16 protein-coding genes are annotated in these 15,826 nt (G+C 30.4%); 15 read left to right on the top strand and 1 reads right to left on the bottom strand.

Going from position 1 to position 15,826, the window contains the following annotated elements; all coding sequences use genetic code 11:
• Positions 1-26: 26 nt before the first annotated feature.
• On the bottom strand, positions 27-3,059 hold the full coding sequence (locus Q0997_RS03975; RefSeq protein ID WP_299884828.1) for a reprolysin-like metallopeptidase: 3,033 nt from the start codon (positions 3,057-3,059) through the stop codon (positions 27-29).
• Between the two features lie 303 nt (positions 3,060-3,362).
• Between Q0997_RS03975 and Q0997_RS03970 the strand changes: the two genes are divergently transcribed.
• The 15 genes from Q0997_RS03970 (at position 3,363) to Q0997_RS03900 (ending at position 15,808) form a co-directional block, all read left to right on the top strand.
• Positions 3,363-4,283 (top strand): bifunctional riboflavin kinase/FAD synthetase, encoded by a 921-nt coding sequence (locus tag Q0997_RS03970; RefSeq protein WP_299884825.1) that lies wholly within the window; start codon positions 3,363-3,365, stop codon positions 4,281-4,283.
• Positions 4,273-5,583 (top strand): HTTM domain-containing protein, encoded by a 1,311-nt coding sequence (locus Q0997_RS03965; RefSeq protein ID WP_299884823.1) that lies wholly within the window; start codon positions 4,273-4,275, stop codon positions 5,581-5,583. The genes Q0997_RS03970 and Q0997_RS03965 overlap by 11 nt, the downstream gene beginning before the upstream one ends.
• Positions 5,584-5,788: 205 nt before the next feature.
• Positions 5,789-7,060, top strand: coding sequence for a serine--tRNA ligase (gene serS / locus Q0997_RS03960; protein ID WP_299884820.1), 1,272 nt, complete (start codon positions 5,789-5,791; stop codon positions 7,058-7,060).
• Between the two features lie 127 nt (positions 7,061-7,187).
• On the top strand, positions 7,188-7,310 hold the full coding sequence (locus Q0997_RS03955; RefSeq protein ID WP_299884817.1) for a hypothetical protein: 123 nt from the start codon (positions 7,188-7,190) through the stop codon (positions 7,308-7,310).
• A 151-nt stretch (positions 7,311-7,461) separates the two neighbouring features.
• A complete protein-coding gene (locus Q0997_RS03950; RefSeq protein ID WP_299884814.1) occupies positions 7,462-9,237 on the top strand; it encodes a tetratricopeptide repeat protein in 1,776 nt (591 codons plus the stop codon).
• A 74-nt stretch (positions 9,238-9,311) separates the two neighbouring features.
• On the top strand, positions 9,312-9,635 hold the full coding sequence (locus Q0997_RS03945; protein WP_299884811.1) for a DUF4286 family protein: 324 nt from the start codon (positions 9,312-9,314) through the stop codon (positions 9,633-9,635).
• A 76-nt stretch (positions 9,636-9,711) separates the two neighbouring features.
• On the top strand, positions 9,712-10,515 hold the full coding sequence (gene rsmA / locus Q0997_RS03940) for a 16S rRNA (adenine(1518)-N(6)/adenine(1519)-N(6))-dimethyltransferase RsmA (RefSeq protein WP_299884808.1): 804 nt from the start codon (positions 9,712-9,714) through the stop codon (positions 10,513-10,515).
• An 8-nt stretch (positions 10,516-10,523) separates the two neighbouring features.
• Positions 10,524-11,894 (top strand): magnesium transporter, encoded by a 1,371-nt coding sequence (mgtE, locus tag Q0997_RS03935; RefSeq protein WP_299884805.1) that lies wholly within the window; start codon positions 10,524-10,526, stop codon positions 11,892-11,894.
• Between the two features lie 115 nt (positions 11,895-12,009).
• Positions 12,010-12,375, top strand: coding sequence for a cupin domain-containing protein (locus Q0997_RS03930; protein WP_299884802.1), 366 nt, complete (start codon positions 12,010-12,012; stop codon positions 12,373-12,375).
• 2 nt (positions 12,376-12,377) lie between these two features.
• Positions 12,378-13,334, top strand: coding sequence for a 2-hydroxyacid dehydrogenase (locus Q0997_RS03925; protein WP_299884799.1), 957 nt, complete (start codon positions 12,378-12,380; stop codon positions 13,332-13,334).
• Positions 13,334-13,744 (top strand): response regulator transcription factor, encoded by a 411-nt coding sequence (locus Q0997_RS03920; protein WP_299884796.1) that lies wholly within the window; start codon positions 13,334-13,336, stop codon positions 13,742-13,744. Before Q0997_RS03925 ends, Q0997_RS03920 begins: the two co-directional genes overlap by 1 nt.
• Before the next feature lie 108 nt (positions 13,745-13,852).
• A complete protein-coding gene (locus tag Q0997_RS03915; protein WP_299884793.1) occupies positions 13,853-14,359 on the top strand; it encodes a DUF4199 domain-containing protein in 507 nt (168 codons plus the stop codon).
• A gap of 12 nt (positions 14,360-14,371) precedes the next feature.
• Complete coding sequence (locus Q0997_RS03910) at positions 14,372-14,830, top strand: DUF1801 domain-containing protein (protein WP_299884790.1); 459 nt, start codon at positions 14,372-14,374, stop codon at positions 14,828-14,830.
• 2 nt (positions 14,831-14,832) lie between these two features.
• Positions 14,833-15,219, top strand: a complete 387-nt coding sequence (locus Q0997_RS03905; protein WP_299884787.1) for a VOC family protein — start codon at positions 14,833-14,835, stop codon at positions 15,217-15,219.
• 58 nt (positions 15,220-15,277) lie between these two features.
• Positions 15,278-15,808 carry a hypothetical protein gene (locus Q0997_RS03900; protein ID WP_299884784.1) on the top strand — a complete coding sequence of 177 codons (531 nt, stop codon included), beginning with the start codon at positions 15,278-15,280 and terminating at the stop codon, positions 15,806-15,808.
• Positions 15,809-15,826 lie beyond the last annotated feature (18 nt).

Genomic DNA, 15,826 nt, shown 5'->3' with positions numbered 1-15,826 from the left:
CCTTTTTTTATATATAAATGTGATAATTATTTTACTACTATTTTCTTTGTTTGCGTATTAGCACCATCAGAAATTTGTAACATATACATTCCAGATTCTACATCTCCAATATTAACAACTTCGTTAAAATCAGAAGTATTAGTGTAGCGCTTATCAAATACTCTTCTTCCTCTAATATCAAATACAGATATTTCTATATTACTATTAGAAGTAGTATTCAATTTCACATTAAAAGAACCATTATTTGGATTAGGATAAATACTTAAGCCATTAAGACTAAATTCATCAACAGAAAGCGCAGCTGTAACATTAACAGTATAATCTTCTACCTCTGCATCATGTCCATTTTCACAAGCAGTAGGAGCATTTTGATACTTAGTTGTTACTCTCATTATTGTATTCCCTACCACAGCATCTGATGGTACCATAATAGATAATGGTGAATTACTTGTTGGTCCATCTGGTGTATTAGTTGCAGATCCTAAATCATAGGCCTCACTTGCTTCTAAAACACAGTTTTGGTTCCAATCTACCCAAACAGTACTAACACAAGTATAATTACCATCTGTATTTTGATTAATTGTAATTGGATATGACATACCTTGCTCTACATCTGTTGACATAGCAGTATAATCACTATACCCTGAAGGTTTTCCAGAAGCATTGTTTATAGAACCAAACTGAACTAATGTTGTACTTGTTTGATAAGTTGTGTTAGCCACTGAAGCACACAAACCATCTACAACTGTAAGCATTACATCTACTGTTTTAGTTTCTGAAGCAGACATACCAGTTACTACAATAGTGTAGTCTCCTGCAGTAGCTCCCGTTAATCCAGAAACAGTCATAGTCGTAGTTCCATCTGCACTTAATGTAGTTGGAGAAAACATTACAGTAGATCCTGCTGGATTTCCTGCAGCACTAAAAGTTGTAGTCTCAGAAAAACCATTTACAGTAAAGAAATCAACATCATAAGTTACCGAATCTATACCACAAGCGCTTTGAGCACCATTTGCATTATTTAATGCAAATGAAGGGGCACTTGAAATATCAAATGTTTCAGATAATGCATAAAAAATATTATCTGCAGCTTCTACTAAAATCCTTGCATTACTAGTATCTGCTACTGCCGGCACAGTTATAGCTTCTGTCCCATCATTAGGTGTATTTGCTGCTAATGTAGTAGGAAAAGTAGCGCCTCCATCTGTAGAAAATTTAATATTTACGGTTTGGCAATTAATAGTTGCATTATCAGTAGGTCCTACATTCCATAATACATTTTGGGCACTTCCACTACCCCAAGCTGGTGGAGTCACTACTGTAAAAGGAGCGCCTCCTTCAACAGTTACTACCATAGTATCAAAATCTGTTTGCGGTGTTTGACCAACGCCTCCAGCTTCTGACCTATCTCTTATTATTAATGCAAAGTTTAATGTTCTCCCTACAGTTGCCACAGTTTCCCATGAAGTATTCGCTACAGTTTCAACAGGATTATCTTCTGTTAATTGACCTGCTAAAACCCTACTATATAAAGGCATATATCTATCTGGTGATGTACTCGGCGGACGAGATCTAAACATTGCTCCAGATCCATTTGTTGGTCCAAAAACAGTATTAGGCACAACACCATCATCTATTTGCTCCCAAGTATATGTTAAAGTGTCTCCTCCATCAGGATCTGTTGCAGCTCCTTTTAATATAAAAGCTGTACCGTTTGGAATCGCAAAATCCGCTCCTGCATCTGCTACTGGAGGATTATTTGTTATTGCTGTAGTTACCGCACAATCGTTTGGAGCATTAGCTACATTATCTAATATTTGTGAAATACTGTAATAGTGAAAATAAGGATCACTATGATCTTGAACATCACTTCCGCCTGTAATACCTGCATAACCCATAATAGTTGTTCCACTACCAGGCTCTGCATTTACTCCAGTTCCTTCTGAATTGAATGACCAAGTATGATTTGCTCCCATTTGATGACCTATTTCATGCGGTACATAATCTATATCAAAAAAGTCTGCCATATATGGACCGCCATCATTGTCTGTAAATTGGTGAGCAGAAAAAGCAGATCCTTTTCCATTTTCACATACACATCCTATACATCCAGCATTTCCATTGTTTCCCGCAAATGCTAGTAAATGACCTATATCATAATCAGCTTCTCCTACGGTTGCCGTTAAATTTGTTTGTAAATCTCCATTTAAATTCCCTCCATAAGGATCTGGAACCGATGGTGAATAAATTAAGTCTAAAGCTGGATCATCTGCTGTATCAACTAAAACAAATGTAATCGCCATATCTACTTCAAACACCTCATTGTTTCTATCTAAAGTTGAAATCATTTGTGCTAAAGCATCTGCTCTATTATCTCCATTAGCTGCATTACCATCATCCCAAAAATTTGTGTATTCTTGAGTTACAGAACAAGCCATTCTAAAAGTTCTTAATAATTGATCGTTAGCATCTCTAGATACTTCACTACTAACAATTCGCTTAGTGATTTCTATATCTTCTGTTAAACATTCGAATGTATCAGAAGAATTTAATTTTGCTGTTCTATTATATAATAGGTACTGCCCATTAGATACTTTAGTAACTGGTTGAATATAAACCATTTCTTTTCCTGGTTCAGAAATCATTCCCTTTAACCCTAAAGGCGTCACACTAAATCTTACTCTAGTTCCAGAATTATCTACTCTTGAACCTAAATATGTTTTAATACCTGGGTGATCTGCAGCATTATCGTTAGAAGAGAAAATTTGAGTTTCTACAATTCTAAATTCTTGCATTTTACCATCTATACTTGGAAAAGAAACAATGGTATTAGATCTACCCTGAGATGCATTTCTTAATGGCGCGCCTTGTAGTTGTTGCTTGAAACTTTCAATATTAAATTGGAAAACTTCCGAATTATCCTTGTCAAGGTTTTTTAATGAAATACCCTGAGTACCGTCTTTAAATGTTGTTTTGGACCATATATTATCTTGCGCTAATATACTATTGGCAAATAGCAAGATTGCCAATGACAAAACATAATGTAATTTTGTTTTCATAATTGTGAGAGATTTTATAAATAAACTCAAAATTAGCTTTTATTTGTGAGAAAATCGAAAAAAATTAACTAAATCTACCGCATAATTATACCCTATATAGCCTATAGGTTATAGATTAAATATTATTATTACTATAGTTTACATAATTATACTAAATGTATTATTACTAGATATTTAAATTAAAATAATACTAATCTAAGGAGGTTTTATCTAATAAAACAACAAGTAGTTTTTATAATTTCATATTATAGAAACGAATTTAGTTAGTCTTTTTATACTTTTGTATTTCATAAATAAACAGGCTTGAAATCTAAAAATTCTGATAACAAATACACCATTGTTACAATTGGCACTTTTGATGGTGTACATATTGGGCATCAAAAAATCATTAAGCGTATTGTTACTGTTGGTAAAGAGCAATCATTAAAACCAACTATATTAACGTTTTTCCCACATCCCAGAATGGTTTTACAAAAAGATGCAAATATTAAGCTTATTAATACAATGAAGGAAAAAGAAACTTTATTAAAAGGTTTTGGGTTAGAGAATATGGTAGTTGAAAAATTTACTCAAGACTTCTCTAGATTAACAGCTAAATCTTTTGTTGAAGATATTCTTATAAAAAAATTAAAAGCAAAGCATGTTATTATTGGATATGATCATCATTTTGGAAGAAATCGATCTGCAAATATTGAAGATTTAAAATCCTTTGGATTACAGTATGGTTTTGAAGTTGAAGAAATAACTGCTCAAGATATTAATGATGTTGCTGTAAGCTCTACAAAAATTAGAAAAGCCTTGTTTGAAGGAGATATTACAACTGCAAACACTTATTTGGGGTATCCGTTTATGTTAAGTGGTCATGTTGTTAAAGGTAATGGTATAGGTAGAACCTTAAACTTCCCTACTGCTAATATTGAAATAGATGAAACCTATAAACTTATTCCTAAAGAAGGTGTTTATGTTGTAAAAACTAAAATTGAAGGCAATACTATTTTTGGCATGATGAATATAGGTACCAATCCAACAGTAAATGGCAAATTGCAAACTATTGAAGCTCATTTTTTTAACTGGAAAACAACATTATATGATGTGAAATTAAATGTTGAATTGCTAGAAAGACTTAGAGATGAAGAAAAATTTGAATCGGTTAATGTTTTAAAAGAACAACTAAAACAGGATAAAATTAATGCTTTAACATTTATTAATAATTATGCTCAATAAATTTCTATTTAAACATATAGATAATAGTGCATTAATAGTCTTCAGGATTATTTTTGGATTACTATGTTTTTTAGAATCGGTTGGAGCTATTTTTACTGGTTGGATAACACGAACTTTAGTTGATCCTAAATTCACCTTTTCTTTTATTGGGTTTGAATGGCTACAACCTTTACCAGGAAACTGGATGTATGTTTATTATATAATAATGGGGCTCTTTGGTTTCCTAATTATGTTAGGCTACAAATATACAATGAGCACTATTGCATTCACATTAATGTGGTGTGGTGTTTATTTTATGCAAAAAGCGTCTTATAACAATCATTATTATTTATTAATCTTATTGAGCGCAATTATGGTTTTACTACCTGCAAATAAATATGCGTCATTAGATGTTAAATATAATCCTAGTATAAAACAAAATTCGATGCCTAGTTGGTGTAAATGGATATTTATATTACAATTGTTCATTCTTTATTCTTATGCTTCTATTGCTAAAATGTATCCAGATTGGATAGATTTAACAGTTCCTAAATTATTAATGCAAGGCAAAATCAATTATCCCATAATAGGAGGTTTTCTACAAAATGATTTTATGCCTTACTTGGTAGGCTATGGAGGCATTTTATTTGATGGGTTAATTATTCCATTATTGTTATTTAAACCTACAAGAAAATATGCTTTTTTTGCTTCGATCTTTTTTCATTTGTTTAATTCCATAGTATTTCAAGTTGGTGTATTTCCATATCTATCTTTAGCATTTTGTTTATTCTTTTTTAAACCAAAAACTGTTAAAAATATTTTTCTAAAAAAGAAAGAGTTATATACAGATTCTAAAGTAATAGTACCTAAATACAAACCTGTCTTAATTACACTAGCTTCTATCTATTTTGTAATACAAATTGCATTACCTCTACGCCATCATTTTATAGAAGATAATGTATTATGGACAGAAGAAGGCCATAGAATGTCTTGGCGAATGATGTTACGTTCTAAAACGAGTACCACAACTTATAAAATTGTAGACAAAGAATCCAAAAAAGAAATAAGAGTTAATCTTAAGCATTATCTCTCAAAAAAACAAATAAGATTAGCAAGTTCTAAACCTGATGTTATATGGCAATTTGCACAGCGTTTAAAAAAAGAATATAAAGAAAAAGGGAAGGATATTTCAATTTATGTTAATGCATATGTTAGTGTAAATGGCAAGCCTCACAGGCAATTAATTAACCCAGAAGTAGACATGGCAAATGCCAAATGGAATATCTTTAAACATAATGATTGGATATTGCCTTCAAAATAGGCACACTTTTTATTTTACAACACACTAAATCTTACTACTTTTACGTCTTTAAATTGAAGTTATACCCTTGCGTTAAGGATTACTCATAAATATATTGAGTAATACATCGTGATTGCTACATAATTATGGCAATATGCTTTTTGTTTTTTCCACAAAAAGATTTAGCGAATAGCCTGACCTTTAGATAACGTCCAAAATAAAATTTATGTTACAAGTACCATTTATTAGAGAAAACAAAGATGCAATTATCACTGGTTTAGCAAAAAGAAATTTTGATGCTACTACTATTGTAAATGAAGTGATTGCTGTTGATGAAGCGAGACGAGCTTTACAAAGTGAATTAGACAATACTAAAGCAGAATCTAATTCAATCTCCAAAGAAATTGGTAACTTATATAAATCTGGAAAAGCTGCAGAAGCCAATATTCTAAAAGAAAAAACGACACTTTTAAAGAATAATGAAAAAACACTAAAAGAACAGTTAAACTCAAAAGAAGATGCTTTAACTCAGTTGTTATATCAAATCCCTAACGTACCACACACATCTGTACCTGCAGGAAATAGCGAAGCGGATAACGAAGAGATATTTACTGAAGGAGACATCCCAAAATTGAATGAAAATGCGATGCCACATTGGGATTTAGCTAAAAAATACGACCTTATTGATTTTGAACTAGGGAATAAAATTTCTGGTGCTGGTTTTCCTGTATACAAAGGGAAAGGTGCTAGATTACAACGTGCTTTAATTGCCTACTTTTTAGACAAGAATACTGATGCTGGTTATACAGAATATCAGCTACCACATTTAGTAAATGAAGCGTCTTGTTATGGTACTGGTCAATTACCAGATAAAGAAGGCCAAATGTATCATGATTCTCGCGATAATTTATATTTAATTCCAACGGCTGAAGTACCAGGTACAAATGTTTTTAGAGATGTACTATTAAATGAAGCAGATTTACCAATAGGAATAACCGGCTATACACCATGCTTTAGGCGTGAAGCAGGAAGTTATGGAGCTCATGTTCGCGGATTAAATAGATTGCACCAATTTGATAAGGTAGAAATTATTCGTGTGGAGCATCCTGATAATTCTTATAAAGCATTTGATGGAATGATTGAACATATAAAAACCATTTTACGTGAGCTAAAATTACCTTATAGAATTTTACGTTTATGCGGTGGAGATACTGGTTTCCCATCTGCAATGACTTACGATTTTGAAGTGTTTTCAACTGCACAAGATCGTTGGTTAGAAATATCTAGTGTTTCTAATTTTGAAACTTATCAAGCTAATCGTTTAAAGCTACGTTTTAAAAATAGTAATGGTAAAAATGAATTAGCGCATACATTAAATGGTAGTTCATTAGCATTACCACGTGTTTTAGCTGGTATTTTAGAGAATTATCAAACTGAAAATGGTATAACTATTCCTGATGTTTTAGTTCCTTATACAGGATTCTCTACAATTGAATAAAAATTGAAACACATTTTTAAATCGACGAAATGTTAAAAAAACACGTTGTTTGACGATTTTTTGCTTATTAGTTTTTTTTATTTAGATTTTATTATGACTTTTAGAATCCATAATAAACCCTACTTATATGAAAAACATTAAGCGCTTGTTCCTACTTGCAACGCTAATTATTGTAGCCACTGTGGTTTTTTCTTCAGAATATGATGAATTAAAATCGCAATTGAATACAACTATTGTTGCAAACAAATAATTTTACCAATACCCCAATCAAGTAATTGAATCATGTAAAATATATGATTAATAGCACATTTATTTAGATTGGCTAATGCCTGGTTAAGTTCAGGCATTTTTTTGTGTTTTATTTAGGCATAACATTTGCTATATTTACACAAATCATGACTATGCGAATTTTATTTCTTTTATTCTTTTTATCTAGCTTAAATACCTTTTCTCAAGATGATATTTTAGCTAAAGAATACTTTAAAAACGGAGCCTTTGAAAAAGCGCTAGTCTCTTACAAAAAACTCTACGCAAAAAACAATAAAAATCGAAATTACTTCTATCAGCTTATTAAAACACATCAGCAATTAGAACAATTTACTGAAGCAGAAAAATTACTAACTACTGAATTAATTCGTTATGAATATCCACCATACTTAGTAGAACTTGGTTACAATTTTAGCTTAAAAAAAGACACTATTAATGCAACGCTAAATTACAATAAAGCAATTGCTACTTTAGACAAGAATGCCAATAATGCCTATAGTGTAGGGAGAAGTTTTGAAAGCTTCTCACTTTTAAAACAAGCTATTGTAACATATGAAAAAGCAATGGCATTGAAACCTGCTTTAAATTTCAATATGCAATTGGCTCGTATTTATGGAGAACAAGGTAATATTGAAAAAATGTTTAATAGTTATATTAATTTTTCAGAAATTAACGAAAGTTACATCAATAGAATAAAACGAGAATTTAGCACATTTATAAGCGAGAATAGTGATAATAATAACAATATTATTTTAAGAAAAATTTTACTTAAAAAAATTCAAACATCACCTAATTTACTTTGGAATGAAATGTTAAGCTGGCTATTTATTCAGCAAAAAGATTATAAGAAAGCATTTATTCAGGAAAAAGCAATATATAAACGACAACTAGAATCTTTAAATCGTGTTGAAGAACTGGCAAATATTGCATATAACCAAAAACAAATAGCAATAGCTAAAGAAGTTTATGAGTTTATAATAGAAAACACACAAGATATTGACATTAAAATAAGTGCTCATTATAATCTTCTAAAAATAGAAACAGAGCAAGCTACTAAAGAAGAATACAATGCTATAAATAAAAGATATAAAACATTATTAAATGAATTTGGCAAAAACGGCAGAACTATAGATCTACAAATTGCTTATGCCCATTTTCTAGCTTTCTATATAAATAATACTAGTGATGCCATTACTTATTTAAAAGACAGTTTAAAGCTTGGCATAGGAAGTTATTTACTTGCAAAAATTAAATTAGAATTAGGTGATATTTTAGTTTTGGAAGAAAAATTTAATGAAGCTTTAATTTATTATACGCAAATACAACGTAGTTTAAAAAATAGTCCCATTTCACAAGAAGCTCGTTTTAAAGTCGCAAAAACCAGCTACTATAAAGGCGATTTTAAATGGGCAGAATCCCAATTAAAAATATTAAAAAAATCAACCTCTCAATTAACAGCCAATGATGCATTAGATTTAAAATTACTTATCTCAGATAACAAACTTGATGATTCTTTACAAGTAGCATTAAAAAGTTATGCAAGAGCAGATCTGTTAGCATTTCAAAACAGAAAAAATGAAGCTATATCTATATTGTCAAGCATATTAAAAAATCATAAAACTGAAGCTATTATACCTCAAACCTTATTAAAACAAGCACAATTATTTGAAGACAAACAAGAATTTGAAAAGGCAAAAAATAATTACGAAGCTATAATTAAAAATTATAATGAAGGCATTTTAATTGATGATGCAATCTATGCCTTAGCCGAAATTTATGCTAATAAGTTAGGGCAAACTGAAAAAGCTAAAGAACTATACGAATCTATTATTTTTAATCATGCAGATAGTATTTATTTTGTTGAGGCTCGAAAAAAATACCGTGCACTTCGTGGCGATGCTATAAATTAAGTAATACATTTTCATTTACAATTAGATTAAGAGTAAAATCTTACCTTTGCTTATTATATTATAATTAATAAATTATGCTCATATACAATGTTACAGTTAATGTAGATGACACTATACATAATGATTGGATAGTATGGATAAAAGAACATATACCTAGAGTATTAGCAACCGGCAAATTCAAAGAAGCAAAATTGACTAAAGTTTTAATTGAGGAAGAAATGGGTGGACAGACTTATTCTATTCAATATAGAGCGCACTCAAGAGAATCGTTAGAGGCTTATTATAAAGATGATGCAGATCGTTTACGAGCAGAAGGCTTGTCTAAATTTGCTGGTAAATCTTTAGCTTTTAGAACTGAATTAGAAATTATTGACGAATATACAGTAGACTTTAAATAAGTAAATAGTCATCATTCCTGAACTAATATAGGCTGTTAAAAACTTATCTTAGTTAATTCACCTTTAACTTAAACTAATGGCACAAAAACAAAACAATTCTCATCAAGTAAAAGCAAAAAAGTTTTTAGGTCAGCATTTTCTGGAAGATGAAACTATTGCAAAAGACATCGCAGACACCTTAACATTAAATGGTTATAAAAATATTTTAGAAATTGGTCCAGGAATGGGTGTTTTAACTAAATATCTTCTAAAAAAGCCAGTAACAACTTATGTTATTGAAATTGACACTGAAAGTGTAGAATACCTCAAGAATAATTATCTAAATCTTGCTCCAAGAATATTAGAAAAAGATTTTTTAAAATACAATTTAAATGAGACTTTTAAAGAAGAGCCATTAGCAATTATTGGTAACTTTCCTTATAATATTTCAACACAAATTGTTTTTAAAACATTAGAATTACGCGACCAAATTCCAGAATTTTCTGGAATGTTTCAAAAAGAAGTTGCAAAACGTATATGTTCTAAAGAGGGTAGCAAAGTCTATGGTATTTTATCTGTACTTACACAAGCTTTTTACGATGCAGAATACTTATTTACTGTTCCTCCTACTGTTTTTAATCCACCGCCAAAAGTAGACTCAGGAGTTTTAAGATTAATACGTAAAGACAATTACAGTTTACCATGTAATGAAAAACTCTTTTTTAGAGTTGTAAAACAAGCATTTCAACAGCGTAGAAAAACATTGCGCAACAGTTTAAAAACATTCAATCTAAGCGATAAATTAAAAGCAAATGTTATATTTGGCAAACGTCCAGAGCAACTAAATGTTCAAGCGTTTATAGAACTTACAACTTTAATACAAAACGATAGCGAAAATTAAATTTTTAGGTGGAAGAACAAGATAAAAATATCCAATTCAAAATAAGTAATGAACTTATTGAAAAGGTAGAACTTTTAGTAAACTCTCAAGATGATAAAACGATTCTTGAATTACTAAATGACTACCACCATGCAGATATTGCCGAAATTCTTGAAGAGTTAAAAACTGAACAATCTACCTACATTATTAAGCTTTTAGATAGTGAAAAAACATCCGATATCCTTATGGAAATGGATGATGATGATCGAGAAAAAATTCTTGCTTCACTATCTATAAAAGAAATTGCCGAAGAAGTTGAAGAACTAGACACAGATGATGCAGCAGATATTATTGCAGAACTTCCAGAAGAACGTCAAGAAGCTGTAATTTCTCAAATTGAAGATGAAGAACATAAAGCTGAAATTCAAGAATTACTAACTTATGATGAGAATACTGCTGGTAGTCTAATGGCTAAAGAGTTGGTTAGTGTAAACGAAAATTGGACCGTTACAGAATGTGTTAAAGAAATGCGAGCTCAAGCAGAAAATGTAACCCGAGTACATTCTATCTACGTTGTTGATGAAGCTGAAAAATTAATAGGTCGTTTGTCTCTAAAAGATCTATTAATGGCATCACCAAGAGCACATATTTCTACTGTTTACATACCTAAAGTAGATTATGTAAAAGTTTTTGAAGATGTAGAAGATGTTGCAAAAATCATGCAGAAATATGATTTGGAAGCTATTCCTGTAGTCGATGAAAATAAAATACTGTTAGGCCGTATTACTATCGATGATATTGTAGATGTTATTAAAGAAGAAGCAGATAAAGATTACCAACTTGCAGCTGGTATTACCCAAGATGTAGAAGCAGATGATAGTATTATTGAATTAACTAAGGCTCGTTTGCCTTGGCTATTTTTAGGCTTGATTGGAGGTATTGGAGCTTTTATTATAATGGAAGGTTTTCAAAGTTCTTTCGAGAAGTATGCTGTTCTTTTTTTCTTCACACCTTTAATTGCTGCTATGGCAGGAAATGTTGGAGTACAATCTAGCGCTATTATTGTTCAAGGTTTAGCTAATGATGATGTTAAAGGCAGTATTAATAATCGTTTAATAAAAGAAATGCTTTTAGCTGCACTTAATGGTGTCATTCTTGCCCTATTTCTTTTTGGTTTTGTCTGGGCTACAAAAGGAGATTTCCTAACAGCATTAGCCATTTCTGTTTCCTTAGTTGTTGTCATTATAATAGCAGGTCTTATTGGTACATTTGTTCCTCTATTTTTAGATAAAAAGGGAATAGACCCAGCCATAGCAACTGGCCCATTTATAACTACTAGTAATGATATTTTTGGAATATTAATCTACTTCTGGATTGCAAAACTTATTTTAGGAATATAACCTTTCTATCAAAAAAACACTTTCCTTTTATTAAATAGAAAAATACGATAAACATATAAGTTTTACACTAATACAAATTGTCGTAAATTTATACTCACACATAATGTATTAAGCTATGAAACCCATTAACATAAAAGAGAAACACGCCGCCTTTACTAAACAATGGCATCCACATCGCATTGCAACTGTAGACAATATGCAAGTCATTTTAGCCAAAATAAAAGGCGAGTTTGTATGGCATAGTCATGATGATGAAGATGAATTATTTCAAGTTATAAAAGGCACATTATACATGCAGTTTAGAGACCGAACAGAAATTGTAAATGAAGGTGAAATTATAGTTGTACCAAAAGGGGTTGAACACAATCCTATGACAAAAAATGAAGAAGAAGTCCATTTACTATTATTCGAAAAACTCAATACAGCTCATACTGGAAATGTAAAAGACGAAAAAACACAAACCGAATATCCTTGGATATAACTATGAAAATTCTTCACTTAGACGCTAACCATTCGTTGTTAATTAATCAACTTAATGCCTTAGGCTTTAGTAATCATGAAAACTATGTAGATTCTAAAGAGGCTATTCAAAAAATCATTCATCAATACGATGGATTTATTATAAGAAGCCGATTTAAAATAGATAAAGACTTTATAGATGCTGCAAAAAACTTAAAATTTATAGGTCGTGTTGGTGCTGGATTAGAAAATATTGATTGTGACTATGCTCAAAAAAAAGGTGTAATTCTTATTGCTGCTCCTGAAGGCAATAGAAATGCAGTTGGAGAACATAGTTTAGCAATGCTATTATCATTGTTTAATAAACTTAATAAAGCAGATAGAGAAGTTAGGCAAGGAAAATGGCTACGTGAAGATAATCGTGGACTCGAATTGGATGGCAAAACCATTGGTTTAATAGGCTATGGAAACATGGGAAAAGCTTTTGCAAAAAAATTACGAGGTTTTGATGTTAAAGTACTTTGCTATGATATAAAAGACAACGTTGGTAATGAAGATGCCAAGCAAGTTTCATTAGAAGAGTTACAACAAAAAGCTAATATTTTAAGTCTTCACACACCCGAAACACCATTAACTATTGGAATGATTAATGAGGATTTTATAAATTCATTTAAAAACTCTTTTTGGCTCATTAATACAGCTCGCGGAAAAAGCGTAATTACCAAAGATCTTGTTTCTGCTCTAAAATCTGGTAAAATTATAGGTGCTGGACTTGATGTTTTGGAATATGAAAAATCGTCTTTCGAAAATTTATTCAAAAAAAATAATATTAGAGCTGGTGAAGAAATGCCGCAGGCCTTTCGCTATTTAATACAATCTCATAACGTTTTATTGTCACCACATGTTGCGGGATGGACAATAGAAAGTAAAGAAAAACTGGCGCAAACAATTGTAGATAAAATAAAAATGAACTTTTGCTAATGAAAAAAACTATTCTTGTTTTTGGATTACTAATTGTTGCTATTTTAACCTTATTTCAAATAAGCAAATTCACCTTAACGTCTCATAATTTTAATGTAGAAATTGTTATTATTCTAGTAGCCATTGTCTTTCTATTTATTGGGATCTATCTTAATAAAAAAAGCTTGCACAAAATAGTATTACCTGTTCTAGAAATTAATCATCAAAAGATTAAAGAATTAGAAATCACCAAACGAGAATATGAAGTTTTACAAGCTATTTCTGAAGGTTTATCAAATAAAGAAATCGCAGAGAAATTATTTCTTTCAGAAAGTACTATAAAAACTCATGTCTCAAATTTATTATTAAAATTAAATGCTAAACGACGTACACAAGCCATTCAAATTGCAAAAAGTTTAAAAATTCTATAAAATTTATATTTTTAGACTAAAGTACAAGCCATTTGGTACTTTAGTATGAGTCATTTTTTCAAGTATCATTCTACTTTTGAATAACTAATTTTTAACTAAATATAGATTATGAAAAATACAGTCATTAGATATGGTGTTTATGGGTTATTAACTGCAGCCATATTATTTTTATTAGCATTAACACTTGGAAAATCATTAAATTATTCTGCTCAAGAGATTGTAGGATATACAACAATGGTAGCTTCATTAAGTTTTGTTTTCTTTGGGATTAAGCACTACAGAGACAAAGAGAATAATGGCATTGTTTCATTTGGCAAAGCTTTAAAAATAGGAGTCTTAATTTCACTATTCGCAGGTATAGGTTTTGGTATTATAGATTATATATACACTACAGTAATTAATCCTGACTTTGCTACAGAATATTTAGATAAAACATTAGAAACAATGAAATCTACATTATCTGCAGAAGAATTTGAAATTGAAAAAACAAAACTAACACAACAAATGGCAGATTATGGTGGATCGGGGTTTATGGCTTTCATAATGTTTTCCTCTGTCGTTATTATAGGATTTATTATATCTTTAATATCATCATTAATTTTACAACGCAAATAAAAATAAACGATTATGCAGTACAAAGCAGACTCTCCAGAAGATTACATTAGTCAACTACCAGAAGATAGAAAAGAACCAATTACAAAATTAAACAACCTTATTATAAAACATATGCCAAAAGGTTTGGAAGCAGGAATGGGTTATGGAATGTTAGCATATTATGTTCCAAAATCTATTTATCCAAATGGTTATCATTGCAAACCTTTTCCTCCTTTACCTTTTATTAATTTAGCTTCACAAAAAAACTTTATAGCCTTATATCATTCTGGCATGTATGCTAAGAAAGAATTATATGATTGGTTTGTTGGAGAATATCCAAAACACTGTAAATACAAATTAGACATGGGTAAAAGCTGTGTAAGATTTAAAAAAATAGAAGATATCCCTTATAGTTTAATTGAAGAGTTATTAGGTAAAATGAGTGTTGAGGAATGGATAGACATATATGAATCAGTTCTAAAAAAGAAATAAAAATGAAAAAACGAGTAACAGGAATTGGTGGTTTATTCTTTAAAACCAAAGACCCTAAACAAACTAAAGCGTGGTATAAAAAACATTTAGGTTTTAATACAGACGATTATGGTTGTACCTTTTGGTGGAAAGACAAAGAAGGTAATGATTGCTCTACACAATGGTCTCCTTTTCAAGAAGACACAAAATATTATGAGCCTTCAAAAAAAGACTTCATGTTTAATTATCGAGTAGAAAATTTACCTAAATTATTAGCTACTTTAAAAGAAGAAGGCGTAACTATTATAGGAGAGATAGAAGAATATGATTATGGAAAATTTGGTTGGATTTTAGATAATGATGGAAATAAAATTGAACTTTGGGAACCTATAGATAAAGCTTTTTTATAAATATTGTAACAGATTTGCTTTATATTTAACCTATAATAAATAATAAAACAATTAAATCATGTCTGAAGAAAACAACAATTTAGAAGAAAATATTGAAGATACTGTAGAAAATACAAGTGAAGCTTTAGATGACAAAGCATCTGAGGTAACAGATAACTCAAATGAATCTATAGATAATTTGAAAGATAAAGCTTCTGAAATTGCTGATGAAGCAAAGGAAAAACTAGGTGATTTAAAAAATAAAGCTGAAGAGTTTATTAAAGGAGATGCCAAGGAAGCTCTGGATAATGCAAAAGCTAAAGCGTCTGAATTAGCCCATGAAGCTGAAGAAAAGTTTGATGATTTAAAAGAAGATGCAAAAGAAGCATATGAAAAAGCAAAACAAAAAACTACTGCTTTTATTAATGAAGATGGGAAAGAAATGATTGATGATGCTAAAGAAGCTTTAGACAAAGCTAAAGTTAAAGCTTCAGAAATGGCTAGTGAAGCAGGAGAAAAATTAGAAGATTTTGCAGATGATGCTAAAGAGGTAATTGAAGAAACAACAAAGAAAACGAAGAATTTCTTCCAGAGGCTTTTTGGAAAATAAAATAATGTAAGTAAAGAC

The organism is uncultured Lacinutrix sp., assembly GCF_947500325.1.
Taxonomy (GTDB): domain Bacteria; phylum Bacteroidota; class Bacteroidia; order Flavobacteriales; family Flavobacteriaceae; genus Lacinutrix.
Note: the sequence above shows the minus strand (reverse complement) of the source record. Positions and strands in the feature narration are given on the sequence as shown.

What these genes read in the sequence shown, in the direction of transcription:
- Q0997_RS03900 (WP_299884784.1), top strand. Translation starts at nt 15,278, where the DNA reads ATGTCTGAAGAAAACAACAATTTAGAAGAAAATATTGAAGATACTGTA.
- serS (WP_299884820.1), top strand. Translation starts at nt 5,789, where the DNA reads ATGTTACAAGTACCATTTATTAGAGAAAACAAAGATGCAATTATCACT.
- Q0997_RS03955 (WP_299884817.1), top strand. Translation starts at nt 7,188, where the DNA reads ATGAAAAACATTAAGCGCTTGTTCCTACTTGCAACGCTAATTATTGTA.
- Q0997_RS03930 (WP_299884802.1), top strand. Translation starts at nt 12,010, where the DNA reads ATGAAACCCATTAACATAAAAGAGAAACACGCCGCCTTTACTAAACAA.
- Q0997_RS03920 (WP_299884796.1), top strand. Translation starts at nt 13,334, where the DNA reads ATGAAAAAAACTATTCTTGTTTTTGGATTACTAATTGTTGCTATTTTA.
- Q0997_RS03915 (WP_299884793.1), top strand. Translation starts at nt 13,853, where the DNA reads ATGAAAAATACAGTCATTAGATATGGTGTTTATGGGTTATTAACTGCA.
- Q0997_RS03905 (WP_299884787.1), top strand. Translation starts at nt 14,833, where the DNA reads ATGAAAAAACGAGTAACAGGAATTGGTGGTTTATTCTTTAAAACCAAA.
- Q0997_RS03975 (WP_299884828.1), bottom strand. Translation starts at nt 3,059, where the DNA reads ATGAAAACAAAATTACATTATGTTTTGTCATTGGCAATCTTGCTATTT.
- Q0997_RS03925 (WP_299884799.1), top strand. Translation starts at nt 12,378, where the DNA reads ATGAAAATTCTTCACTTAGACGCTAACCATTCGTTGTTAATTAATCAA.
- Q0997_RS03910 (WP_299884790.1), top strand. Translation starts at nt 14,372, where the DNA reads ATGCAGTACAAAGCAGACTCTCCAGAAGATTACATTAGTCAACTACCA.
- Q0997_RS03950 (WP_299884814.1), top strand. Translation starts at nt 7,462, where the DNA reads ATGCGAATTTTATTTCTTTTATTCTTTTTATCTAGCTTAAATACCTTT.
- rsmA (WP_299884808.1), top strand. Translation starts at nt 9,712, where the DNA reads ATGGCACAAAAACAAAACAATTCTCATCAAGTAAAAGCAAAAAAGTTT.
- Q0997_RS03945 (WP_299884811.1), top strand. Translation starts at nt 9,312, where the DNA reads ATGCTCATATACAATGTTACAGTTAATGTAGATGACACTATACATAAT.
- Q0997_RS03965 (WP_299884823.1), top strand. Translation starts at nt 4,273, where the DNA reads ATGCTCAATAAATTTCTATTTAAACATATAGATAATAGTGCATTAATA.